25 protein-coding genes and 1 tRNA gene are annotated in these 25,080 nt (G+C 42.2%); 16 read left to right on the top strand and 10 right to left on the bottom strand.

The features are described 5' to 3' along the window. Positions 1-59: 59 nt before the first annotated feature. A complete protein-coding gene (locus OL444_RS06800) occupies positions 60-1,049 on the bottom strand; it encodes a helix-turn-helix domain-containing protein (protein ID WP_264733976.1) in 990 nt (329 codons plus the stop codon). Between the two features lie 117 nt (positions 1,050-1,166). On the opposite strand from OL444_RS06800, the gene OL444_RS06805 reads away from it, so the two are divergent. After that, complete coding sequence (locus tag OL444_RS06805) at positions 1,167-2,921, top strand: ABC transporter ATP-binding protein (RefSeq protein ID WP_264733975.1); 1,755 nt, start codon at positions 1,167-1,169, stop codon at positions 2,919-2,921. 47 nt (positions 2,922-2,968) lie between these two features. Further along, complete coding sequence (locus OL444_RS06810; protein ID WP_264733974.1) at positions 2,969-4,744, top strand: ABC transporter ATP-binding protein; 1,776 nt, start codon at positions 2,969-2,971, stop codon at positions 4,742-4,744. 3 nt (positions 4,745-4,747) lie between these two features. Here the strand turns inward: OL444_RS06810 and OL444_RS06815 are convergent, their stop codons facing one another. Beyond that, positions 4,748-5,104, bottom strand: a complete 357-nt coding sequence (locus OL444_RS06815; protein ID WP_264733973.1) for a winged helix-turn-helix transcriptional regulator — start codon at positions 5,102-5,104, stop codon at positions 4,748-4,750. Between the two features lie 128 nt (positions 5,105-5,232). On the opposite strand from OL444_RS06815, the gene OL444_RS06820 reads away from it, so the two are divergent. The 3 genes from OL444_RS06820 (at position 5,233) to OL444_RS06830 (ending at position 8,085) form a co-directional block, all read left to right on the top strand. Further along, positions 5,233-6,378: an MFS transporter gene (locus tag OL444_RS06820; protein WP_264733972.1), complete on the top strand. Its 1,146-nt coding sequence runs from the start codon at positions 5,233-5,235 to the stop codon at positions 6,376-6,378. Between the two features lie 78 nt (positions 6,379-6,456). Further along, positions 6,457-7,347 (top strand): helix-turn-helix domain-containing protein, encoded by an 891-nt coding sequence (locus OL444_RS06825; protein ID WP_264733971.1) that lies wholly within the window; start codon positions 6,457-6,459, stop codon positions 7,345-7,347. Positions 7,348-7,440: 93 nt separating this feature from the next. Beyond that, a complete protein-coding gene (locus OL444_RS06830) occupies positions 7,441-8,085 on the top strand; it encodes an SDR family NAD(P)-dependent oxidoreductase (RefSeq protein ID WP_264733970.1) in 645 nt (214 codons plus the stop codon). Positions 8,086-8,152: 67 nt separating this feature from the next. Here the strand turns inward: OL444_RS06830 and OL444_RS06835 are convergent, their stop codons facing one another. Further along, positions 8,153-9,331 carry an acetyl-CoA C-acyltransferase gene (locus tag OL444_RS06835; protein ID WP_264733969.1) on the bottom strand — a complete coding sequence of 393 codons (1,179 nt, stop codon included), beginning with the start codon at positions 9,329-9,331 and terminating at the stop codon, positions 8,153-8,155. A gap of 152 nt (positions 9,332-9,483) precedes the next feature. On the opposite strand from OL444_RS06835, the gene OL444_RS06840 reads away from it, so the two are divergent. From OL444_RS06840 to OL444_RS06855, 4 genes are all read left to right on the top strand, one after another. Continuing rightward, positions 9,484-9,556: transfer RNA gene (locus OL444_RS06840), tRNA-Lys, on the top strand. A gap of 1,028 nt (positions 9,557-10,584) precedes the next feature. Beyond that, positions 10,585-11,415, top strand: a complete 831-nt coding sequence (locus OL444_RS06845) for a fucose-binding lectin II (RefSeq protein WP_264733968.1) — start codon at positions 10,585-10,587, stop codon at positions 11,413-11,415. Positions 11,416-11,558: 143 nt separating this feature from the next. Further along, positions 11,559-12,113, top strand: coding sequence for a hypothetical protein (locus tag OL444_RS06850; RefSeq protein ID WP_264733967.1), 555 nt, complete (start codon positions 11,559-11,561; stop codon positions 12,111-12,113). Between the two features lie 294 nt (positions 12,114-12,407). Beyond that, positions 12,408-12,962: a hypothetical protein gene (locus OL444_RS06855; RefSeq protein ID WP_264733966.1), complete on the top strand. Its 555-nt coding sequence runs from the start codon at positions 12,408-12,410 to the stop codon at positions 12,960-12,962. A gap of 113 nt (positions 12,963-13,075) precedes the next feature. Here the strand turns inward: OL444_RS06855 and OL444_RS06860 are convergent, their stop codons facing one another. Then, entirely contained in the window at positions 13,076-14,686 is a 1,611-nt protein-coding gene (locus OL444_RS06860; protein ID WP_264733965.1) for an FAD-dependent oxidoreductase, read from the bottom strand. Positions 14,687-14,964: 278 nt separating this feature from the next. On the opposite strand from OL444_RS06860, the gene OL444_RS06865 reads away from it, so the two are divergent. Together OL444_RS06865 and OL444_RS06870 are read left to right on the top strand one after the other, a co-directional pair. Further along, positions 14,965-15,933, top strand: a complete 969-nt coding sequence (locus OL444_RS06865; RefSeq protein WP_264733964.1) for a helix-turn-helix transcriptional regulator — start codon at positions 14,965-14,967, stop codon at positions 15,931-15,933. Positions 15,934-16,111: 178 nt separating this feature from the next. Continuing rightward, positions 16,112-16,273, top strand: coding sequence for a hypothetical protein (locus OL444_RS06870; protein ID WP_264733963.1), 162 nt, complete (start codon positions 16,112-16,114; stop codon positions 16,271-16,273). A gap of 83 nt (positions 16,274-16,356) precedes the next feature. On the opposite strand, the gene OL444_RS06875 is transcribed toward OL444_RS06870, so the two are convergent. The 3 genes from OL444_RS06875 to OL444_RS06885 all read right to left on the bottom strand — a co-directional run bounded on the left by OL444_RS06875 (position 16,357) and on the right by OL444_RS06885 (position 17,399). After that, complete coding sequence (locus OL444_RS06875; RefSeq protein WP_264733962.1) at positions 16,357-16,749, bottom strand: hypothetical protein; 393 nt, start codon at positions 16,747-16,749, stop codon at positions 16,357-16,359. Positions 16,750-16,756: 7 nt separating this feature from the next. After that, entirely contained in the window at positions 16,757-17,020 is a 264-nt protein-coding gene (locus OL444_RS06880; RefSeq protein WP_264733961.1) for a hypothetical protein, read from the bottom strand. Between the two features lie 130 nt (positions 17,021-17,150). Further along, a complete protein-coding gene (locus OL444_RS06885; protein WP_371879036.1) occupies positions 17,151-17,399 on the bottom strand; it encodes an IS3 family transposase in 249 nt (82 codons plus the stop codon). 811 nt (positions 17,400-18,210) lie between these two features. Between OL444_RS06885 and OL444_RS06890 the strand changes: the two genes are divergently transcribed. Further along, positions 18,211-18,441, top strand: coding sequence for an IS3 family transposase (locus OL444_RS06890; RefSeq protein WP_371878163.1), 231 nt, complete (start codon positions 18,211-18,213; stop codon positions 18,439-18,441). Positions 18,442-18,577: 136 nt separating this feature from the next. Further along, positions 18,578-19,561, top strand: a complete 984-nt coding sequence (locus OL444_RS06895; protein WP_264733960.1) for an esterase-like activity of phytase family protein — start codon at positions 18,578-18,580, stop codon at positions 19,559-19,561. 54 nt (positions 19,562-19,615) lie between these two features. On the opposite strand, the gene OL444_RS06900 is transcribed toward OL444_RS06895, so the two are convergent. The 3 genes from OL444_RS06900 to OL444_RS06910 form a co-directional block, all read right to left on the bottom strand. After that, on the bottom strand, positions 19,616-20,011 hold the full coding sequence (locus tag OL444_RS06900) for a YybH family protein (RefSeq protein WP_264733959.1): 396 nt from the start codon (positions 20,009-20,011) through the stop codon (positions 19,616-19,618). Positions 20,012-20,039: 28 nt separating this feature from the next. Further along, entirely contained in the window at positions 20,040-21,035 is a 996-nt protein-coding gene (locus OL444_RS06905; protein WP_264733958.1) for an NAD-dependent epimerase/dehydratase family protein, read from the bottom strand. An 80-nt stretch (positions 21,036-21,115) separates the two neighbouring features. Continuing rightward, a complete protein-coding gene (locus OL444_RS06910; protein ID WP_264733957.1) occupies positions 21,116-21,721 on the bottom strand; it encodes a Crp/Fnr family transcriptional regulator in 606 nt (201 codons plus the stop codon). A 612-nt stretch (positions 21,722-22,333) separates the two neighbouring features. Here OL444_RS06910 and OL444_RS06915 point away from each other — a divergent pair. The 3 genes from OL444_RS06915 to OL444_RS06925 all read left to right on the top strand — a co-directional run bounded on the left by OL444_RS06915 (position 22,334) and on the right by OL444_RS06925 (position 25,041). Continuing rightward, positions 22,334-22,726 carry a beta/gamma crystallin-related protein gene (locus OL444_RS06915; protein WP_264733956.1) on the top strand — a complete coding sequence of 131 codons (393 nt, stop codon included), beginning with the start codon at positions 22,334-22,336 and terminating at the stop codon, positions 22,724-22,726. Positions 22,727-23,088: 362 nt separating this feature from the next. Then, positions 23,089-23,859 carry an exodeoxyribonuclease III gene (gene xth, locus OL444_RS06920; protein WP_264733955.1) on the top strand — a complete coding sequence of 257 codons (771 nt, stop codon included), beginning with the start codon at positions 23,089-23,091 and terminating at the stop codon, positions 23,857-23,859. A 558-nt stretch (positions 23,860-24,417) separates the two neighbouring features. Then, positions 24,418-25,041: a hypothetical protein gene (locus tag OL444_RS06925; protein WP_264733954.1), complete on the top strand. Its 624-nt coding sequence runs from the start codon at positions 24,418-24,420 to the stop codon at positions 25,039-25,041. Positions 25,042-25,080: the final 39 nt, after the last annotated feature.

A 25,080-nucleotide genomic window follows, 5' to 3' on the forward strand; every position in this document is an offset into this window, starting at 1 on the left:
GTAAATAGTATAAAAGAGAAAGGGCGTATTGGTTGGCAAACCAGTACGCCCTTTCTCTTTTATTGTTTGGCTTTCCCGGGAGGAACGCCGAATTTCTTGCGGAAAGCAGTAGCGAAATGTTGCACGGAAGAATAACCTAGTTCGTTGGCAATCGTTTTAATCGGATAACCGGATAACAACTGTTCTCTTGCCTGCAGCAGCCGGATTTCATTCAGGTAGCCGAAAACGGTATGGTTAAATACTTCCTTAAAACCGGTTTTCAGTTTGAATTCATTGATACCTACAATTTTAGCCAGCTCTGGTAAAGAAGGCGTGGCGTCTATATTTTGAATGAGGTATTCCCGGGCCTGATGGATCGCCTCTTTATCATGTGCCGACTTTAGTACAGACCGGGGGCCGGACTGATGTGCCTTTTCAAAGGAGTAGGCTTGCAGTGTCAGTAATTCAATACACTTAGCCTGCAAGAAAAGCAGTTTTAAACCTCCCTGAAAACGGCAGTTCATAATATCCCGGATGCAGTGATGCATCTCAGGCGTGATGGCCTGGTTCTCGTCTGACAGATCTACAGATTTTCCTTTCGCTATACTTTCACAGAATCGCGCGAGTAAGGTACCGGTATCTTTTACCAGGTTCAGGAAATGCTCGCTGGTAAAGTGTACTTCAAAAAATTTATAGGGTTGCCCGGTATTGTAGTAGCCAATGCCATCCAACTCCCGGGTATAGAGCATGTTATGCTGCTGAGAGATAAAATTGTATTTGTGCCCGTTCATCTTGTTTTCCATGACACCGCCACCGGACAGGGCAAAGTGGAGTTCCACAAAGTTGGGTCGGTTAATAGCGTGAAAACGCAGCTCTTCTTTACGGATGTGCATATCTCCGTAAACAATAAAGATATTAGGCAGGGTGATCTGTACCAGCTCCATATCTCCGAAAGGAAAACTGTATCGCTCTCTCCGTTCTTTTACCAGTGGTTCAAGCAGGTCTGCAGCAAGTGGATACTGACCTAAATTAATCCAACGCCCTGCTTCATCACTTATGCTCATGGACATAAATACTCCGTTTAGTATTAAAAGCTATCCGTTTTATATAAAGTTCTTTTTTAGATAAGCAACACCTTTGAACCAAAGTTATCATTATTTAAACGGAATATCAATAACACCGCTATTATGAAAGAAACGAAACCCCGGAGTGGCGTAAGCCGGCTGCTGGAAATTGCCGGGAAAAGGAAAAAGCTGTTGCTTTTGTCGGCGATACTGGCTGTGGCGCACGTATTACTGGCTATAGTGCCCTATATCCTGATCTATACCATTATTAAGGCCATGCTTACCCCGCCTGTTGATGTTGCCCTGATTCAACATAATATCCTGCTGGCGGCAGGCGCTTCCCTGGCTTCCTATGCCTTGCTATATGCATCGGGTATGGCTTCACACGTAGCCGCTTTTAATATTTTATATGAGCTACGGAAGCAGATGGCAGAAAAGTTAGGAAAGCTGCCATTAGGTTTTATTAACAAAAACAATTCCGGCGCTTTAAAGAAGATAATGGCAGATGATGTGGAGCGGATTGAAAATTTTATTGCGCATAGCATTCCTGATTTTGTAAAAGGAATTACCCTCCCGCTTATTACCCTGGTATATTTATTTGTTACCGACTGGCGGCTCGCCATCAGCAGCTGTTTGCCGATAGTACTGCTGGCAGCGGTGATGCCTTTACTGTTCAGTAAAAAACGTACGGATGTATTACGGGAATACCATCGTTCTCTGGAAGAGATGAATGCAGGCATTGTTGAATTTGTACGGGGGATGCCTGTGATCAAAATATTTGGTCATACCGCGGGCAGCTTTGATCAGTACAGTGGCCGGGCCTATCGCTTTAAAGAGATGGTGATTGCCTATATCCGGGATGTTTCGCCAGGATTTGGCATTTTTATCAGTTTTATCAGCAATGCTTCCCTGCCGGTACTGGCATTGGGGAGTTATCTGTATTTCTCCGGAGGAATTACCCTGTCGGTATTATTTCTCTTCCTGATACTGGGCGTGGGTTATATCCGCCCGCTGTTTGCGCTCAGTAACCTGGGCTCCCAGATTTCCCTGATCAACCATGGTGTAAAGCGGCTGGATGAAATCCTGTTCAGTCATGAGCAGGAAACAGCTGGTCACGAGGTGTTGTCGGATGATTTCAGCATCCGGTTCGAAAATGTTTCTTTCAGTTATGATGGGAAGCGGAATGTGCTGGAGCGTGTAAATTTCACCGTGCCACAAGGTACTATTACTGCGCTGGTGGGACCATCCGGTTCAGGTAAGTCTACTGCTGCCCAGTTGGTAGCCCGCTTCTGGGATGTACAGGAGGGACACATTTTTATTGGGCAGCAGGATATCCGCAAAGTAGCGCCGGAAGAGCTGATGCGGCAGGTGTCTTTTGTTTTTCAGGATAACTTTATGTTTCATCAGAGCCTGTACGAAAATATCCGGATGGGCATGGATAAAACAGCAGCAGAAATTGTTGCTGCCGCAAAGGCGGCGCAGTGCCACGACTTCATCAGCAAGCTTCCGCAGGGATATGAGACTTTTTATGGTAGCAAAGGCGTACACCTCAGCGGAGGAGAACAACAACGGATACAGCTGGCCAGAGCGATCCTGAAAGATGCCCCCGTGCTGGTGCTGGATGAAGCAACCGCCTTCAGTGATCCGGAGAATGAGCAGCTGATTCAGCAGGCTTTCAATAAACTGATCAGTAATAAAACCGTCATCATTATTGCGCATCGTCTCAGCACCATTACCAGCTGTGATCAGATTGTGGTGATGAAAGGCGGACAGGTGGTAGGCAGTGATCAGCATACACAGCTACTGGAAAGCTGTGAACTGTATGCCAATATGTGGAATGCCCATACCCGGGCCAAAAACTTTGCCATCACGGCATAGACAGCAACGGCAATTTATATCAGACAACTTTAGTAACAATCGCAACAATGATCAGCAATCTTTTTTATACTTTTAAAACAGCGCCTGCACTGGTAAGAAAGAGCCTTCTTTCAGAGCTGCTGCATGGCTTGCTGGTAGCAGTACCTACTGGTTTCCTGCTACTGATTATACAGGAACTTTTTTCCGGGAATCCGGTTGCACAACGGATATGGTTATACGTTATTATTATGGTGGTGCTGTTGGGCGTACAATTATGGCTGGCCGCCAAAACGATGATAGGTACCAACGTCATGGCTTATACGTTGTCTACCAACCTGCGCATCAAACTGGGAGATCATCTGCAACGTTTGTCCATGGGTACTTTCAAACAACGGGACCCAGGGGATCTGGCTGCAGTCGTATTACAGGATGTCGCCAACTTTGAAATGATATTTGCGCACACCATTGGTAATATTGCCGGTGCTGTATTTGCCACACTGATTATCTCCGTATTCCTGTTTATCACCGACTGGCGGTTGGCATTGGTGCTGTTATGCGCTTTGCCGCTTAGCTGGGTGATGATTCGCATATCCAATTACCTGATCGTACAACAAGGGAGTAAACATGTGGCGGCACGGAATGAAACGAGTGCCCGTTTCCTGGAATATGTACAGGGAATCCGTCATATCAAATCCTTTGGTATGACCGGCAAACGGTTTACCAGTCTGGAAACGGCCCTGAATGATTTTCGCCGGGCCAGTATCCGTACAGAGGCCATCCCGGGTCCTTTCGTACTGGTAGCAGGATTGGCACTGGAAGTTTTTTTTCTGCTGATGATATACCTGGCGGTTACCTTCCTGACCAATGGCAGCCTGACGCCTGCAGCAGTGATTACCTTTCTGATTGTAGGCTACCGTTTATATGAGCCTATCAAAATAGTGCTGGTAGATTATGTGATTCTGCGTTACATGAATATCAGCCTGGATCGGGTGATTGAAGTGTTGCGTACGCCGGAGCAGTCTGCCGGTAAAGGATATGTGCCTGCCGGTTTCAATATCAGCTTTGAGCAGGTGACCTTTGGTTACCAGGATGATAAAGCGGTATTACAAAATGTATCCTTTGAAGTGCCGGAAAGAAGTATGCTAGCGCTGGTAGGGCCTTCCGGTTCCGGTAAAACCACTATCACCGCATTGATGGCGCGCTTCTGGGATGTGCAGTCCGGCAGCGTGAAAATAGGTGGTACGGATGTGAAAGAGATGGATCCTTCCCGGGTGTATAGCCTTATCAGTGAAGTATTCCAGGATGTATACCTGTTTGATGATACGATTTACAACAACATCAGATTTGGCAGAATGGATGCTACCGATGAAGAAGTGAGGGATGCCGCTGCCCGTGCCATGGTTCTGGATTTTGCATGGGATCTGCCGGAAGGCCTGCATGCCCGTACCGGTGAAGGGGGCAACAAACTCTCCGGTGGTCAAAAACAACGGATCAGTATTGCCCGCGCCCTGCTTAAGAATGCGCCTATTGTATTGCTGGATGAAGCCACTGCTTCGCTGGATCCTGAAAATGAGATCTACATTCAGCAGGCCATTCGGGAGCTGGTAAAAGACAAAACAGTAGTAGTGGTGGCGCATAAGCTGGCCACCATCAGACACGCGGAGCAAATATTGGTATTACAGGAAGGCTGTATTGCGGAAACAGGTACGCATACACAGCTCATGGAAAAGAAAGGACTGTATCATCATCTATGGGAAATACAACAACAAAGCGGTGGCTGGAAAATTACCGGTAACCGCTCTGCGGTTGTATCTGTTCATGATACGGTGCCCATCGTAAAATAAATGTCAGGGTCTGGGGGGATGCTGGATACCTGCGTCCTTCATCAGCTCCAGACCATATTGCATAATTCGCTCAATCACAGGTATTGCCTGCTGGCCTTTTTCGGTAATCCGGTATTCTACTTTCGGCGGTACTACCGGATAGGCCGTACGGGTAATAAAGCCTTTCTCTTCCAGCTCCTTCAGCTGCGTGGTCAGCATCTTATGGGTGATATGCGGAATATCATTTTTCAGCTCGCCATACCTTAACACATTCGTCCGGAGCCGCCACAGGATGGGCATCTTCCAGGTGCCACCAATATGGTTTAGCGCAAATTCAATTGGCGTATAAAAAAGTTTGTTATCGTAAATAAACTCAGGCATGGTTATAAGCGTTAGGTTCCGTTCAATACTTTCTAAAAGGTGAGTATCATACATAAAAGTGTATGATACAAAGTATGCGTGCATTTCCTACAAATTTGCACAAAAAAAATCAGCAAACAGGAAGAATTATGAAACGCATACTTTATGTACTTGCGCTGGGAATATTTGGAATTGCCACCACAGAATTTGGTGTCATCGGTATCTTACCGCAGATAGCCACAGCTTTTAATATCACTACGGATAAAGCCGGCTGGCTGTTAAGTGCGTTTGCACTGATCATCGCCGTCAGCGGTCCTTTTGTAACCTTGTTTTTTTCTTCCTGGAACAGGAAACAGTCGATGATACTTGTTTTGGCTGTCTTCACAGGCGGTAATATTATTGCTGCCTTATCCACCAGTTTTCCGATGTTGTTAATTGCCCGGATGTTGCCGGCATTTATGCATCCGGTATACTGGTCAAACGGGCTTACCATGGCGGCCAACTCCGTGCCGGAAGCGGAATCGCCGAAGGCGGTGAGTATTGTATTCGGTGGCTTTACCATTGCCAGTGTGCTGGGTGTACCGCTGGCCACCTGGATGGCAGACCTGTTTAGCTGGCAGGCATCCTTTCTTTTATGTGCCGTTGTTAACGGAATCTCTTTTCTCGGATTATTATTGTTTTTGCCGGATATGCCAGGCGTAAAAACCAGTTTCGGTACACAGTTGCAGGTACTGCGTAAGCCGGCCCTGTGGGTGAGTCTGGGGCTGGCCTGTCTGATCGTGGCTGCCATGTATGCCAGCTATGGTTATATGGCAGTATATCTGCGGGAAGTAACGAGGATGAACGGCGCACAGATCAGTATGATGCTGCTGGTATTCGGTATTACCGGCGTAGCCGGCAACTGGCTGGCAGGAAAACTGTTGAGCAGGAGCCGGCTTTATACGACGATGGGTTTTATTGGGTTGTTACTGTTAACACATGTGTTGCTGTATTTTGCCGGGATATATATGGTGCCGATGATCGTCATGGTTTGTTTATGGGGGTTTATCCATACCGGCGGATTTCTGATCAGTAATATCAATGTCACTACCATGGCGCCGGAAGCACCGGAGCTGGTGAATAGTATCTTCACTTCCTGTGGCAACCTGGCGGTAACGATTGGCGCTACTGTTGGTGGTGTAACTATTGCTCACGCCGGGGTACATCAGATTATGTGGACGAGTGTTGTATTGTTATTATTGTCTTTAGTGGTGGTATGTGCCGCTAATTATAAAAGACTGGCCCGGATGGTGTAATACAACGAAGCCGGTATTACTGAATTTTTTTGTGACTACCAGGTTTTGCCGGTGATTTGATTTTTATAACTTTGATACATGCGGAAAAATTTAAGCGTAGCAGAATTTTACTCTTGTCATTCGAAGTATTTGCCGGATAATATCCGGAAAGAAGTAGGACATTTTAATGTATTTAAAGTGTCGGATATGCAATCGCGGTGCTCTTCTTTCGGCCGCAAGGAATTTTATACCATCATCCTGGTAAAAGGCCGGTGTAAATACCATTATGCCGAGCAGACGGTTACTGTGGAAGATAATACCCTGGTATTTTGCACACCCGATGTGCCTTATGAGCTGGAACCTGTTACCATGAAGAAATCCGGTATGTTATGCATTTTTACGGCTGATTTCTTTTCCCGCTACGGTGGTATTCAGCTGCAGGAATATCCCGTTTTCAGTGCCGGCGCCCAATCATTTTATAAACTCACGCCGGCGCGGCAACAGGAAGTGGTTCGCATTTTTCATAAGATGTTTGCCGAAATCAGTACTGATTACCTATACAAGTATGATGTATTGAGAAACTGTGTGCTGGACCTGGTACATGAGGCATCGAAGCTGCAGCCGGAGGTTAGCTTACTGCAGCATTCCAACGCCGCTGCCCGTATTGCCGCCATGTTTACAGAATTGCTGGAGCGGCAGTTTCCGGTGGCATCGCTATCGCAACAGATAGCCCTGCGTACCCCCGGCGACTTTGCGGAGGCTTTATCTATACATGTTAATCATCTCAACAAAGCATTAAAGGAAATTACTGGGAAAACCACTTCGGCGCTGATTGCCGAAAGAATCATACAGGAAGCCCGGTTATTGCTGAAGCGTACCCAATGGAATGTATCAGAAATAGCCAATTGCCTGGGATTTGAAGAGCTGCCTCACTTCATTCATTTCTTTCGTAAAAATGTACAGATGACGCCTGCCGCCTATCGTAAGTAAATGGATTGATTTTTACAACTATTGCTTTGCTTTTTACATCGGTAGATTGGAGGACGGTAAATATCTTTGCACTATCAAAAACATATTTCAAAGATGGCAAAATCAATCATCATCGTAGGAGCAGGTGCAGGGCAGGGATTGGCCCTGGCAGAGCGTTTTGGTCGCGAAGGATTTCAGATAGGATTTATTAACCGCGATGCAGAAAAGGCTGCTGCCTTATTGCAGCAGCTGACCGCAAAAGGTATTACTGCCTATACCCACTCCGCCGATGTAACCCGGCCGGAAGCCCTGGAGCAGGCCATACAGGCGCTGAAAACAAAATTGGGAGATATACATGTATTGTTATACAATGCGGCGCATATCCGGCAGCAGGACATCCTGGAAACAACGCCGGATAACCTGATCGCCGACTTTAAAGTAAATGTAGCCGCTGCTTTACAAAGTACCCAGCTGGTGTTTGAGGAACTGCAAAAGCATAAAGGGGCTATCCTGTTTTCCGGCGGCGGATTAGCGATTGAACCGAAAGCAGCTTATGGTTCTTTGTCTATTGGCAAGGCAGGCATCCGTAGCCTGGCATTGCAACTGCATGACCGGCTGAAAGCAGCCGATGTATTTGTAGGTACGCTATCTGTCACCGCTCATATTACGCCGGAAAGTACGACCCACTCACCTGCTATTCTAGCGGATATTTTCTGGCAGTTGTATCAGGACCGGAAGGAAGTGGAAATTGTGCATTAAGCATGGAAGTGCGCATAAAAAAAGAGAAGCTTTGCGGCTTCTCTTTTTTTATATAGCTATGTTGTAGTTAGTTGATGTTTTCTATGATGCCGGCAATTCCTTGTCCACCACCGATACAGGCGGTAACGATGCCGTATTTTTTGTTTAACCGTTTCATATCGCCCAGGATCTGTACGGTGAGTTTGGCGCCGGTGCATCCCAATGGATGTCCGAGGGCAATGGCACCGCCGTTGATATTCACGATATCCGGATTGATACCCAGTTCACGGATAACCGCAAGCGACTGGGAGGCGAAGGCTTCGTTTAATTCTACGAGATCAATGTCCTGTAAGGATTTACCGGCTTGTTGCAACGCTTTGGGAACAGCGGCAACCGGGCCGATACCCATAATCTTTGGATCTACGCCTGCAGTAGAGCAGCTTACCAAACGGCCGATAGGTTTCAACCCCAGTTCATTGACCATCTTTTCACTCATCACTACCACGAAGGCGGCGCCATCGGAAGTCTGGGAAGAGTTACCTGCCGTCACAGAACCGCCGGCAGCAAATACAGGTTTTAATTTACCCAGGGCTTCCACGGAAGTATCTGCACGTGGTCCTTCATCGGTGTCAACGATATAGGTACGTTTTTGTTTTTTACCTTTTGGATCCAGGTATACTTCTTCCACATTGATGGGGAGTATACCTGATTTGAAATGGCCCTGTTGAATAGCTGCCAATGCTTTCTGGTGAGATTTATAAGAGAACTCATCCTGGTCCTGGCGGCTTACTTTATATTGATTAGCCACTGCTTCAGCGGTGAGTCCCATGCCTAAATAAAAGTCGGGGGTGGTACTGGCTACGGAATAGTTGGGAACTGTTTTCCAGCCAATGGTGGGTACAAGGCTCATGCTTTCGGTACCACCGGCGATAATGCAATCTGCCATACCGGTGCGGATTTTAGCGGTAGCGATGGCGATGGTTTCCAGGCCGGAACCGCAATAACGGTTAACGGTAACGCCGGAAGCTTCAATACCTAATGCTCTTGCTGCAATGAGGCGTCCTATCTGTAAGCCCTGTTCTGCTTCCGGCACGGCATTCCCTACAATAACATCGTCTACCCGTTTAGGGTCGAGTTGTGGTAAGGACTGCATTAAACCGGTGATGACATCTACGGCCAGGTCGTCGGGTCTTGAAAATCGGAATCCTCCTCTTTTTGCTTTGCCCACTGCGGTGCGGAATCCAGCTACTATATACGCTTCTTGCATGAGAAAAAATTTTATAATGAGCTAACGATTAGATTATCAACTGATTGGATAATTATCCCCTATTTTTCGGTTTTACCAAATTTAAATAAATAAAGTACACAAAAGTTCAACAGAACCATTAAATTTGACCTCACGTTTTTTAACGGATTGATGACTCTGTAGCTCAGTTGGTAGAGCAGCTGACTCTTAATCAGCGGGTCTAGGGTTCGAGTCCCTACAGGGTCACAGCCACGATAAAGGATTTCAAAGTTTTTAGCTTTGAGATCCTTTTTTTATTTGCATACAATTTGCATACAAAGGGCTTCAAAATCTTGTACCTAAACGTTGATTGGTATTGAAGTGTTTCACGGATTTTTAAAACTATTCTTTACTGCTACATTCCCTGCACATCCTACATTATAGGCTATTGTATTACTGCTCTTGTCTAATCGTTTATGAACATTTACCTTTTTTATATGTCAGAAAACACTGATAGTTGAAGTGTTTATGATTAAACCCCAACCAGGAATGGTTAGAGCGTTTGGTTGTATGTCTAAATACGTTCATAATTATTCCCGATTGATTAATTCCTTAACAAGTCCCAATGAATTATCATAACCTAAATTATCCCTCAACCTTGAAAAACAGGAGAAGTATATCCACGTTACTTTTTATAAAGTAATATGCGATTGATGAGAGAAATATTAATGTAATTATTCCTAATAGATATATTAGTAACCGGCATAGTGTCTTATATAGATCAATCTGTAACTGTAAATGAGCAGTAATACGTATTTCAGCTTCTTCAACGGCTTTTTTTACCACAAAATGATGTATGTCTAGAGGTATTGTAGTTTTCCTATCTATACGGGTCATAATCGCTCATTTAAAAAGTTAAACCCGGCTGCCAGGATAGCGATTTTTTGTTGCGTAAATCCCACTATGACGGGGTGTCGCAGCAAATGTGCTATGGAAGCAGCGCCCTAATTAACTTTTGGCATGTTGTGGTGAGATTTGGCAGTTGGTGGCTTTGAGGAAAATTTTTTATATCATATTAGATGTGACGGAGGTCCAGTATTAGGGTTTGTGCTGCCATTAAATGCCTGCCTTCATCTTATCATGTTAGATGCTGAAATACCGAATAATTTATTGGTTTAAAATTTGGCCTTGAATCTCATTATTCTTAAATGAAAAGCGTTAATTTAGAAAACACTATCCAAAGTAATAATCTCATAACCATTAATACTTTTTATTAACCCGTAAACCTTTAACCAATGGACTCTGGACCAAATCCAACAATTATTGCTATCCCAGCAAAAACTCAAGGCATAATTAGCTGTATATCAAATGCATATAACATGCAAAGAGTCACTCTTTCCTGGGACAATGCAGAAATAGTATTTACAGGAAATGGAGAAGACAAGCCGATGCTTCTACCAAATGGGGATGATTCTTTTTTGCTTCCTTTTGCGCCGTCTTCGTACAATATTCAGGCGTTATTCGAATTTGCTGAAGAGCCATTTGAGAAATTTTCAACAGTAGATTCTGTTCAGCAGCCAATAATCACTCAGAAGGCAATGTTTACCACAATAGAGATAATGTCTGAAGACTCTACAGATAATGACAACAACGATTCCTATCTTTCGCTTTTTTTAGTGACAGCAGGACAAAGTTCTAGTTCTCCACAAAAATCGCAAGTAGTCAATACAATTACGGACGACAGACCTCAAATGGAAGCACACTGTAAAACATATTATACAGATCCTTCTTATTATGGAGATGAACATTATTTAAATATTCCAGTTCCAAATCCAGCTTCTTCGCCAAATAAATGGACGCTCATAAATGATTATAAATATTCATCTACTAGTTGGACATTACAAGATGCATACATAGGCTTTCATACTGGTCCATTAGGCGGTAATATCATAATCAATTTAGTGCTTGTAAATGAACTGGATATTAATTTTTATGGTTGTCAGTTGCTGCTAAGTGCTCGTGATTCCTATTGGGTAAGTTTCCCTACTGGGAATAGACGCTTGGATTGGGAAGCAGTACTGGCTGGATCAAATTGTACCATGAAAATTTCAAAAGTTACACCATAGATACAAATTGCCCTTTGAGGAACGGCTCCGGTGATGGCCAAATATAACGGAATACTGCGCATGGGGTGCGACTGATTTTATTTTTTAGAGTGGCGCTTCAAAGTGTCATCCTAATTCCTTATTATAATACTCAATAAAAATTTATGACAAAGGTATTAATCGTTGTCACCTTCTTTTTAATTTTTCAAATGAACGTAACTGGTCAAATTTCTGCCACTTCATTTAATGGAGTAGCGTTGCATACTAATATAAAGGACATACCGGGATGTATTAGTTATAAAGATTTTGCAGAAAAGCACCTTTTCAGTGCAGAGCCAGATTTAAATTTTTATTATCTCCCAATAATAGATAGTCAGGATTCGTTGATTGTAAAGTATGTATTCTTACAATGCAATAATGATAAAGAGTTAAACAAAATTTTTATTCTCATTGATGATAGTAATAATAATGCATTATCCATCTTGAAAAGAGTTTTAGGACCTGAACACACTACCGGGCAAAGTTCAATGGGGCAACCTTATGGTAATATTGTTTACGGTTGGTCAACAAATGCTGGTACTACAGTTCTTATGTTCAAAGAAGGAAGAGAGCATTCTGTATTAAATTTCCCAGTAACGACCATTACTATTCGATATAAATCGGATTACGAGGCACTTCAAAATACGTCAATTAGCCCGGTTCTTCATAGAAGCTTTTAATTTAAAATAAATTAAGTGTCCCTACTACAATATGTGTTGGAAACTTTATTATCTGTTCGGCCTACGATCCGTTACTTACAATATTTTTTTACGAAAGATATTTGGATGCCTCAAATCCAGTACACGATTTATCCATACTATACTTTTAAATTTCCGATATGATTTATATTCGGTGAAAAACAATGCTGGCCTTTGAGGAAGGTCATTGGGCATTCAATGTATAGCGCTTATTTCCTAAATGCCATTTAACTTTTAAGATCTTTATAGTGTACCCAAAAGGAATAAAGAGAGTTTATGACAAAAATATTAATCGTTATCACCTTCTTTTTAATTTTTAAAATGAACGCAATCGGTCAAATTTCTGCTACTTCATTTAATGGAATTGCGCTGCACAGTAATATAAATGATATACCCGGATGTGTTAATTTTAATGACTTTTCTGAAAAAGATCATTTCAACGCTACACCGGCTTCGGCTTTTTATTATCTCCCGATAATAAAAAGCCAGGATTCGTTGATAGTAAAATATTTTTTCTTACAATGCAATAAGGATAAGGTTTTAAATAAAATTATTGTACTCATTGATGATAGCAATAATAAAGCATTAACGATACTAACAAAGGTATTGGGACCAGAATATTCGACCGGGCAAAGCTCTATGGGGCAACCTTATGGTAATATTGTTTATGGTTGGTCGACGGATGCTGGTACTACAGTTATTATGTTCAAAGAGGGAGTTACCCATTCCACACTGAGATTTCCTGTAACAACTATCACCATTCAATCCCATTCTGATTATATAGATTTTGCCCCCACGTCAATAAGGCCAGTTCTTAATAGATCATTTTAAGTTAAAATAAATTAATTAAGCCCGGTGCACATTGCAACCGGGCTGCTTCTTTATCGCAATCCGGAATACGCGATCCTCAGTTATCTGGAAATAATTAATATCAAGCTCAAAGGTTATAAATTTTCTAATGAGTTGTTGACCTGCAGCTGCAATGGTACCGCCTTCCCCAAAATCACCGTCATCACATTTCCCAAACTATCAATAGCCGCCAATCTCGCCACTACAAAGTCATCCGGTCTGACGAGCAATGCTTCATCATTACTCATACCGGTGATGGCCTGCCATTTTTCGTCGGCTGATACAACCAGCCGAATATCGATAGATAGCTGTTCTTTCACCTTGTCACAGGCAGCCTGCCAGTTGTTGTTGCCAGCAATTAAAACGAATTGCCCTTTTATCCAGTCAATCGAAGAGATGTTGTGTAATTCATCCAGCCATACATGTGGCACACGGGTACCTGGTTCGCCCACGAAATAGGTGAACGGCAGGTTGGTGTCTCTTTTTATGGCGGATGACTGATAACCGAAATTAGGTAGTCCCATGAGGTCTTTGGCTTTGGTGGGCAGTAACGAGGTATTTACCAGCCCATTTGTACCTGCCAGCTGACCGGAAAGGGTGGCATAATAAGCGCCGACAGGCTGCCGCTCCGTATGGTAGGTATCCAGTAAAGTGGTTGCCGCCTGGTTTTTCAACACTGCCGCCAGTTTCCAGGCTATATTCTGCGCATCTTGTACGCCTGTATTGGCTCCTTTGCCAGCGTAAGGGGTCATGGTGTGGGCGGCGTCTCCGGCAAGAAAAATGCGATTCCTGCGTAGTTGCTCAGCAATGCGCACGGTTAGTTGCCATGGCAGTACTTTAAGAATGGAGATTTTTATAGCTGGTATCCCCAGGATGCGGTGAAGTATAGTCGTTAGCTTTGTAATAGTATAGTCTGCCGCTGTTTCTCCTTTTTCAGGATAATAGCGTAAGTGAAACGCCCATTTATTTTGGTTATTGATCGTTAAAAGAAAGCCGGTTATCTCAGGTGTTTCAATCAAGAACTGGCTAAATTCCCGTCCTTTTACTATTGCTGCCAGGTCGGCTTCAAAATAAATATTCAACAAGTCGGTCCAGGAGCCATTGCCGGACACAGGTACGTTTAATTGGTTTCTTACAAAACTACTGGCGCCATCCGCAGCAATCATGTAATCTGCCCGGATGGTGTATTGTGCTGCTGTTTGCCTGTTTTGTACCAACACTTCTACTTCATTAGGGTGCTGTGTAAAAGATAAGAGATGATGATGGAAGCGAATATCCGCACCTTGTTGCTGCGCATGTGTACACATGATGGCCTCACTAATATCCTGTGTACAACGACATACGCCTTCCGGCGAATTTTTAATAAAGTCTGCTATCTCTTTTTGCGTCGCTGCCAACTTAGCCGGAGACATGATTTCGGCTGCAGGTGTTTGTAAAGCTTCTACTAAGGTATTACCACGGAGGATGCCCCAGGCCGGCGCCAGTGCTTTGCCGCCTTCACGGAGCGCCTCGCTAAGCCCAATCCCTCTGAATAACTCCATGGTTCGGGCATCGATGGTTCTTGAGCGCGGATAAACGGAGGTGCCTTCCCGCTTTTCTATCAAAATAAAATCAACGCCTTGCTGGGCTAAAAATAAGGCGGCAGCGAGCCCTGTAATGCCTCCGCCGAGTATGATCACCTGTGTCCTGATAACATCGTTTTCCATTGTATTTAAATCGTTTAGGACAAATTTCTATAGCCAGGTGTCATATGCTGTGCATGAAACGGATTAAAATGTACCATTATCGCAAATAAGAGAATCGGTGCTGGTTTAAAATATTTTTACAGGCATTTCGTCTTTAATGGCAGTAGTAATAACAACACTTGATAAGCGCATAGTTTTCTCTCTTATCAGTCAGTATAATAGGTGTAAATTGTTATATTGGAAGAGGAGCAAGTGATGGGGATATTACATTACATCTACCATTTTTGAAAAGCAAAAAAATGGCTATAAGAAAAGACCATAAAAGGGATATCATCAACCTGTTGTTGCAAGGTGCAACGCCATTTGAAAAACAGACGTTTGAAAGTAGTTTTGAGAAGCGGAATATCTCTCTGCAGATTTATCATGGAAAGGACTTCATTATCATGGAGTCTAATACATTTACCCATAGCGAAACACCCGCCTGGTCACATTACAACAGTCCTGATTGGATAGAGTTCAGCTTTATGCTGAAAGGAAATGTGTATCAGTCTCAAAGTGGTTTGTTTAACGATTATCTGTTGTCAGAAGGAAGCCATCATTTTTTATTCAATCCGGATGCTACGGAGGAAAACAGATTGATAGGGAATGGGAACTACAATATTATCAGTATTTATATGCCGGTAAATAAAGCATTATCGCTTTTTAATGCGTATTTGCCTGAATGGGAGCATTACTCGCAACAACTGCAACGTTATCAGCCATTCTTTCAGGAGGCGCCACAAAAAAGGCTTTCACCGCATATCACCCGTATCCTTCGTCATCTTTGGGATGCCCCTGCGCAGGAGAAACTAAAAAGTCTTTATTACGAGTCATTGGTAAATGAACTGTTTTGCTGGCAATGGGAAGCGATGTTGGTAAAGCCGGAGAAGTGCATAGGTATAAAACTTCGTGATGCAGATATTGAAAAACTGCATCACGCCACCCACTTGTTATCCAACGCTCTACAAGAGCCACCTTCCTTAGAGTGGCTGGCCAAAGCTTGTCAATTGAATGAATACAAATTGAAAGCAGGATTCAAGCAGATTTTTGGTACGACTGTGTCTAATTATGCGCAGGGGATACGACTGGAAAAGGCACAACAACTGATCCGGGACACCGACATGACGATGTCGGAAATAGCTTATGACCTGGGATATGCGCATTCCCAACATTTTCAACGGGCGTTTAAGCAAAAGTTTGGCGTGACACCTAATAGCTTGCGGGGGTAATATTGATAGGTAAATGCAGTATTGTCTGTTTTTGATTGATATTAAATAGATTGTATTTCTGTTTGCCTAAGGGTCGATGTTTGTAGCGTTTTTTGACTACTTGTAACGTAATATTATTGTTTAAATATTTGATTTCTTACGTAAGTTTGCAATATTAGCCACTGTTTAAAATACTTGTATGAAGAACAAGGTTTTAGAAAAAATAAAGGATATAAATGAGAAAGCAAAAGCTTTAAATGAGATCAAAATTAATAGTAGACAGCATCTAAATTCATTAGCAGAGCATATTCAAACAAAAGAACAAGCAGAAATATTTAAGAAATTGGTGAAATCCTTATAAAAGGGGTGGTGATAAGTGATAATATGGCACATGTATTTTTTGGAATGCCGGATACTACGCCTTTTATCTGTGAATTTGACGCATCAAAATACAATACTCAATCTACCTGGTTCTAATATTGCTGGCAAGCAGATATTATTATTGGCAAGTGATTTAAGAGTGTCCTTTGACAATATATATTTTGTATTCTTGAAATCATAATCGTTGGGTAAAGGAGCTGATACCGTTAAGATAATTGTATCGTTTTTATTTTCCCAGGTACCTAAAAAATCAGTTTTATTTTCAACCAGCTTCCCATACTGGTTATCTTTTTTACGAAACATTAGACTAAAAGTACCCTGTTCTTTTAACAGCAGATTCCATTCCTTTGTAACAGTATAGGAATAAGTACAAATAATATCTCTATGAGAATACTGCTTTTCCTTATAATGAAGATTCAGTGGTATCATAAAATATAAAAAAATAAGAAATTTCATAATCTATTTATTTAGGATATTCAGCTATAACTTCTTTTACTGGTGGGGGAGCAGATATATATCCACGCATTGTGCCTTCTAAGCGCTTGGCTTGCATAAGAGCTTTTGAGGCTGCTGCTGAATAAGGAGTATAAATAACTCCATTCACAGGCAATCTAGTGTATGATGACCTTTGTCTCCAATTTGTACCTGTAACAGCAGACATCTCTTCACGAATCGTATTGCCAATAACGTCTGGTAAATCAATTCTTCCAAAGCTTGTAATAATCAATATTTAATCTGACAGACAGCTAATTTTGGGCCCAATGAATCAGCTGTAAATCTATGAATATTTTATCCACAAAAAAATTTGCCGAGCTATCCGCCTTTGGGGCTCTGCAATTTTTTTTGTGGATAAAGCATCAGGAAGTTGCGTCAGCGGCTAAATACCAGTCTGCAATGCGCTTTTCCTTAGCTAGTCCAATACTGTCTTTAAAAGTTTCCAAAGGTGTCTTTCCAAAGCAATACTTCCCACTGTGGGCTCTTTGTCTGTTATAATAGTTTATCCAATCATCCAGATCGGCTTGCATTGACTCCAGACTCGTATATATTTTTTTCCTAAATGCAATGGCATAAAACTCCTCTTGAATCGTTCTGCTTAATCTTTTTATGTTATTTGTTTAACAATAACTGTCAGATTAAGTTTTGACTATTTCACATAATAGAAGAGCCGCCAGGCATTGCCTACGGCTCTTCTATTACATCTTCTTATTTTTGACAATGTTCTTTGTACCATCTATGCCACTCCTCCCAATCCCTCTTACTAAAACTCAACTTGCCTAACAGAGTCCCATCTGACTTCGATTCTATTTTCGTTTTTTCCTCCATAAATGCTATTTGCTGCGTGCAGCAATAATAAACGGTGTCCATTCTATTGGCATTAACAACTGAGTCTAGTATTCTAAAATGATAATCAAAAAGGGAATCGCGCCCATTCTTAGTTGAAACGCTATTTTTTTTTTGTGCAAGAGTACAACTCGAATAAATGAACATCAAAATAAATGGCAAAGTATTTTTTATCATTATTGATCAACTTTAGTGATATTGCCGTTTTTAAGATGTATCGTAACTGTTTTAACTTCTCCGCCTTTGTGAAGTTGCTACATTTGTCAGGACAGTAAGTTAATAGAAAAATCAATAACTTAACAGCATGTCAAGAGAAAGAAAAGTATATGACAAGGAGTTCAAGCTAATGAGCGTTGAACTGAGTAACAAACGAAGTGATTTGGGAGATAGGAAAGTTGTCGGATGGTCGCTAAGTACCACCATGAAAGCAGTAGAAACAGTTGTCCCTGCATGGAAGATGGCCGAAAAAACAGACCAGTGAAAGGTGCATTGATATTTCATTCTGACAGGGGTATACAGCATGCCTGTAACGAATTTAAGAGCCTATTGGCGCCTAATCCATTAATCACAAGAAGTATGAGCCGTAAGGGAAATTGCTGGGATAATGCAGTCGCTGAAAGCTTCTTCAAAACACTTAAAACAGAGTTGGTATATCAGAATAAATTCGTAGATAAAGCCGAGGCAGCATTAGCCGTATTCGAATATATAGAAATCTGGTACAACCGTAAAAGATTGCATTCTACCCTGGGATATATGTCACCACATGACTTTGGAGAATTTCTAAACAAGCAAAACATTGCAGCTTAACCGACTGTCCATTTTATTGTTGCAATTCCACTACCTCCGTTTTAAAGTAAAGCTTATATTTATAACACAAAGGCTGCATTAAAAGCAGCTTCAAACAACGATAACCCTATTATATCATCTTTTGTAAAACCCATTTATGAAAAGAAAACTCCTTCTTCCTGCTATTGCTTTATTAATGCTGGCCATTTCCTGTAAGAAAGAAAAAGAAGAAATGGCGCCGGAAAATGCTTCAAATAATAATACCGTTGTTAGCGGAGCGGTAAAACGTACAGCTACCAGCCTGGGGGCTCCGGTGGCAGAAGCCAAAGTCTATAAGCTGATTCCCGGTTATGACAAAAACGAAAAATTTGAAGCCAGTGGTGTTTATTACCTGGATGGATTTTTTTATGTTGTCTTTGATAACCGTTTTAAAATTGCGAAAATAAAGAGTACGCTGCCTATCAATAGCAGTCAGAATACCCTGTTGGGATCTGGCTCCGGTGACTCTGATTTTGAAGGTATTACCTATAGTAATGCGAATCCGGCCCGCTTTTATGTGGTGGAAGAAGCGGTACAAAATGGTAGTAACTATCAGCCAAGAATAAGAGAGTATGATGCTGATATGAATTACCTGAGCAATAAATGGGTGGGTTATAACTTTTCCTCATCTAACAGTAACAAAGGGTTTGAAGGAATTGCCCGCGTATATCGTGGGGGAGAAGATTATATCTTAGGCCTGGTAGAAGGTACAGGTAAAGTGCCGGTATTGAAGAAAACCAATTCGAAGTGGGAAAAGATTGCGGAGATCACCTTGCCTGCTTCTGCTGCTTTCAGTGATTATGCAGATATCGCTGTTTACGGTAATAAAGTAGCTATCGTAGGACAGGAAGATGCGCTGTTATGGGTCGGTACTTTAAGTGACACTTCCTGGTCTTTTTCAGGCGGAACCACCTATAGCTTCCCAACAGGTAATAGTCAGGGTGTGGTAGGTGCCGGTAGTAATGTGTTATATGGAAATGTGGAAGGAGTATCCTTTATCAGTGCCAACCAGATTGTAGTGGTGTCTGATAAAGTAAAATCAGATCAACCCAGCTATCAGACCTACAAAGATCAATCTGTACATATCTTCAATCTTCCTTAATAAAAATAACAGGTTGCTATAGCTATCCTATAGCAACCTGTATTATTTTGTACCCTATATGTCGAGTACGGCTGCCCCAAAAGGATTATCCACCAGCCATAACCAGATACCAGCTTCATTTCTTTTCAGGAGGCAGCTGGTATGGCCACTCATATTGATGGAATGACCATCAGGGCTGATTGCTGTCATCTCCCATTTATCCAGCCAAACGGATAAATCTTCCCATATTGTAACATGCGATACGCCGCCTTTTATCGTGGGCCGCAAGACACATAGGTTACCTATTGCCCGTTCAATTTGTGGCAGGCCTTTTATTGGGGTACCATCCCGCTCTATGTACGTGCCCTGTGCATCAAAGCAGCTCATAGCGCCGGTGATATCTCCTTGTTGCAGGCGGTGACGAAAATAGGCGACAGCACCTGCTGGTGTTTTCCGATCGTATGTTTCCATTGTTTTTAATTGTCGTGTTGGTGACGGACTATTGTATTGTTTGATGATATAAGTATCTCAACGCCTGCTCAATGGCGGTTTTGGGTGGAGTAGGATGATAGCCCAGCTCTCTTACTGATTTACTGATATCCATGTCCTGATGCACATTGTAATACATGCTGATTTGATGGATCAATAGTTTAGGCCTTTTGCGGGTGATTTTCGCCGTGGTTGCCTGCAGCCAGGCATACAGGTAAAGTCCCCATTTGGGAGCGGTTGCTGGTGTCTTAATGCCCCGTTCGGGGAATAGGTTTTGTGCGATGGTGGCTATCTCCGTAATGCCTACGGCGGTAGCGGTACCAAGACCATAACGTTCTCCGTTACGGCCTTTTTGTGCCGCCAGGTAGCAACCTTCTGACACATCTTTGACGTCTACCCAGTTAATATAGAATCGCGCGTCGATTTTTATTGCTTTGTTCAACACCATTTGCAAGGTATTTTGAGAAGGTGTCAGCCGGGTAGCCACTTCTCCGATCATAGCGGAAGGACATACACTGACCATATGTATCTGATGTGCTTTGGCGATCTTCCAGGCCAGTTTTTCGCTATCAATTTTGGATCGGTAATAAACACTACGGGTTTCAGTATTGTATGTTTCAGGGCTGATAGGGAAGGTTTGTCTACCCATCGCTGCAACAGAGCTGACGTAAATAACTTTCTTTACACCCATGATGGCTGCTGCCTCCATAATATTTCTGGTGGCGGTCATGTTGGCCTGGTAGACATCCTTTTTCGGATTTTTGGTCCACAACTCATAAACAGCAGCTACCTGATATAAGGTGTCTATTCCCTGTAACGCTTTTAAAAGAGATGCTTTATCGTGTAAGTCTGCATAAACGGGTGTAAAATCCAATCCTTCAAATGGAGCCGTATGATGAAGATTCCGGACTGTTCCCCTGACCTGCTCACCTTTTTGCAGGAGATTTCTCAGTAAGTTATTGCCCAGGTGGCCATTAACGCCGGTAATTAATATGTTTGCTGCCATATTGAAATGTTCAATTAATGAACTGCAAAAATCACAGCAATCACCAGGAATTAAAATAACAATTGTTAGGAAAAAACGACTCAGTTTTTTATCCGGCTCAGGGATTCCGGCTTCATCCCAAGATAAGACGCTATATATTGGACAGGTACATGTTGAATGATATCAGGTCTTTCAGCCATTAGTTTGGCATAACGTGCTTTCCCCTTTAATTTCCCGAAGGTGAGTATTCTTTCTTCTTTTTTGAGCAGGGCCGATTGCAGACATTTCATGCCTAGCTGAATCCATTCAGGATTTTTAATAGCGAGTGTTTCAAAGGAGGCCGCAGATATTTTACAAATGTTGCAATCCGTTACGCATTGGATAGATTCGAAAGAGGGCGCTTGCTTTAGTATGCTGTACATCGAAGAGGCAAACTCTCCTTTTCTCAGAATATCGATAGTTACCTCCTCTCCGCTTTCTGTGCTGTAAAACGTACGTACATATCCCTCCAGAATAAAAAAATAATCGGAAGAGGTTTGGCCTTCACGAAGTAGAAAATCCTTTTTTTTTCGGGTATAAAATTGAAAATGTGTTTTGATGGAAAGGTAATCAGGGATACTAAAATGCAGGTGAGTCTTAAAGGCGCTTACCAGTAAGCTATCATTTTTGTCTGCAATACCTGGTGGCAGTATATCGGATTTTTTCATACAGATGATCGTCAGCTCCGGAAAATATACATCGAATGACGGAATAATCAGGAAGATGATGGCTAATATACAGATTAAATAAACAGATTATCTAAACAATTAAATGATTATGGTGTGATTTTTTTACATGGATCGTAGTTAGCAGGATGAATTATCCTGAACTGTTATTGCGTGATAAATGTAGGAATGACTGCATAGCCGCGACCCGGGTTGTGCATAATTATTGTATGCGAAAATGGTGATTCACTGAATCTGATTTGCCGTTTAGTAATGATACAATATTTTCGGATTAATAAATTTTTATACCCGGAATATCCATAAATGACTTGTTTTAGCAGTACCATTAGCTAATTTTACAAAATAACCATAGCATATTATTTGTTAACCTGACCGGAATATTGGAGACCACATTTACAATGTATATTATCCCTTTTTAAGTTAACCTTATAGTAGTCTCGACACCAGAATAATCAGTATAACTTCCCATATTATTCTATTTACCATCTGTTTATAACGATAACGAAAAAGATATTTATTGCGCAATAGAAGCAGGGATCGCTGAAAACCTGTAAAAAAGAGTAAGCATTATTTTGTTAATCTAAAAGTAATTTTATGTCACGGACTAATGTTCCCGAATTTGTATTAAGCCCATATAATGGAAGTGTTGTTGACCTGGAATCTCCTGTGGGTCCATTTAAGCTGTTAAAAGGTGTGCCTGCTGGTCTGGATAATTCACAGACTGAAAGAGCATTGCCTGAAGTAGTTCTCTATGAGCATAATGACTTTGGTGGTGCTAACTGGAGAACCAATTTGAACTATACCTATGTTGGTGACTTCTGGAATGATAAAATCTCTTCTATCGTTGTAGTAGCCGGTGTATGGGAGTTTTATCAGCACGACAATTATAATGGCCCGAGATGGCGCCTTGGACCTGGTTACTATCGCTGGGTAGAAGATGTAAATATCCCGAATGATATTATTTCTTCTTTCAGAGTAGTAGGTTGATAAGAGCCATTAATAACCGGATACGTTGTATGGCCTGCGCTCATACAGGACAATAACGACGGCCTATTGAAGGAAATCAAACCGGTTCTTATATCAGGTGCGGGGGGTACCACCCGTACTTGTCTATGGATATTGCCGGCTTAAAACCTGATGAACGCTTATGTTTCAAAGAGCATGGCTCTTCTACCTAGCAGTTTTCGCTGCATTTTTTTTCCTGGATAACAATGTTTTTCTGGATTCATGTTGGGTCCTGATAAAGTCATGAAAGGCCAATCACTCTCATGCCGGATAGCTGTGTGTACAAATGATGGACGCATGAATATTTATGCTTAAATTGTTGTACAAACCTAATCTGTTGGAGAATGAAAATTGCCACTTATAATGTAAACGGCGTCAATGGACGTCTGCCTGTATTGTTACGCTGGTTAGGCGAAACAATGCCTGATGTCGCATGTTTACAGGAATTGAAGGCGCCGCAGGAAAAATTTCCGGAACAGGCTATTCTGGATGCAGGTTACGAAGTGATCTGGCATGGTCAGAAGAGTTGGAATGGTGTGGCGATTCTATCGCGTATCGGTGCCATTAAAGAAATCAGAAGAGTACTTCCTGGTGATCCGGAAGATGTACATAGTCGTTATATAGAGGCCGTGGTCAATGATGTATTGATAGCTTGTCTTTATCTACCCAATGGGAACCCGGCGCCAGGCCCGAAATTCGATTATAAACTAAGTTGGTTCGAAAGGCTAACCACGCATGCAAAGCAGTTGTTGGCGCAGGAAATACCGGTGGTGTTGACCGGGGATTTTAATGTGATACCTACCCCGCAGGATGTCTATAAACCTGAACGTTGGGTAGATGATGCCCTGTTCCGGCCAGAAACCCGTGCTGCCTTTCAAAAGCTGACAGCGCAAGGATGGACGGATGCTATCAGAAAACTGTATCCGGAAGAAAAAATATATACGTACTGGGATTATTTCCGGGATGCATTCGGACGAGATGCCGGGTTGCGTATCGACCATTTCCTGTTAAGTCCGCAGCTGGAAACGCGGCTTACTGCTGCTGGTGTAGACCGTCAGGTGCGTGGCTGGGAGAAATCGAGCGATCATGCACCAGTATGGATTGAGTTGAAATAAATGCGACCAGTAAATTGTCTGCATCAGACATTTCCTGTGGGCAAAGGTTTTTTATGACAGCCCATACAGGGGAATGATGAATACAATAGTATCAGATTAGCTTACAACATATTACAGGTGCCTTTTTAAATAGGCAATTTGCCTGCGCATAGCAGATACTCCTTTGGGAGTATGTTGGGGCTTTATCTATCTAATAGTTAATACAATGCCAGCGAACCAATTATAATTTGGTGATTTTAATATAAAAATTAATTGATGAAATCCTAATCAAATCACATTTTTTTGTTTGCTAGTGATAACTTCAGCCGCTTCTATCATTTTCTGCAGAAGCGCAATATTTGCGTATTGCTTACTGAGAGCTGATGATAGCGGCGTGTAATAATGAAGATCCGGAAATAATTTTGGCAGAGATATATAAATGCCAACTAATCGAGTTTTTTAAAAACACGTGCCGGATGGACTATCAATTAATTTTTGTCAGGAAAAAAGTTCCGGTGCAAGTAGGGGTAATAGCTGAGTTGGGTGTCTTATAGAGTAGACTTTTAATCCAAACCGGACATGAGAAAAATTTTGTTGGCTGTTGCCTTATCAATTGTTGCGCTGAGTGTAAAGGCGCAGGAAATCCAGACACTTACTTCCCGTCCCAAATCTGCCGGCAAGACTAAAGTAGGCGGCTATGGTACTGCATTAGGTAAAATTACGGGTTTTGATGGTACTGTTGCTATAATGACAGGTGCTTACGGCGGCGTGCTATTGAATAAAAAGTTCCTGCTGGGAGCGGGAGCTTATTCCTTGATAAATAAATTGGAAGCAAAGGCTTCTGATGGCGGGAAATATAATTTGTGGTATACAGGCTTCGTGTTTGAATATGTACATCATTCTGATAAACTGTTTCACTGGTCTGCAGGTACGCTGATTGGCGGTGGTGGATTAACAGAGCAGGGGAAAAAATACAAAGTGTGGGAAGATGGCTGGGAAAAAGACAAATACAGATATACTACTGCCCATGGTTTTTTTGTCGCAGAGCCGTTTGTAAATGTTGAATTAAATATTTCGCGGAATATCCGGTTGGTAGGCGGTGGTTCTTATCGTTTTGCAGTAGGAGCTGGCGGTAACCCTTTTTCGGATAATCAGCTGAGTGCCCCGTCTTTTCACCTGGGCATTAAAGCCGGTGTATTTTAATAGTTAAGTTGATATCCAATATATAAATACACCCGGAGT

The sequence above is a fragment of the Chitinophaga nivalis genome (genome assembly GCF_025989125.1).
In the GTDB taxonomy this organism is placed as follows: domain Bacteria; phylum Bacteroidota; class Bacteroidia; order Chitinophagales; family Chitinophagaceae; genus Chitinophaga; species Chitinophaga nivalis.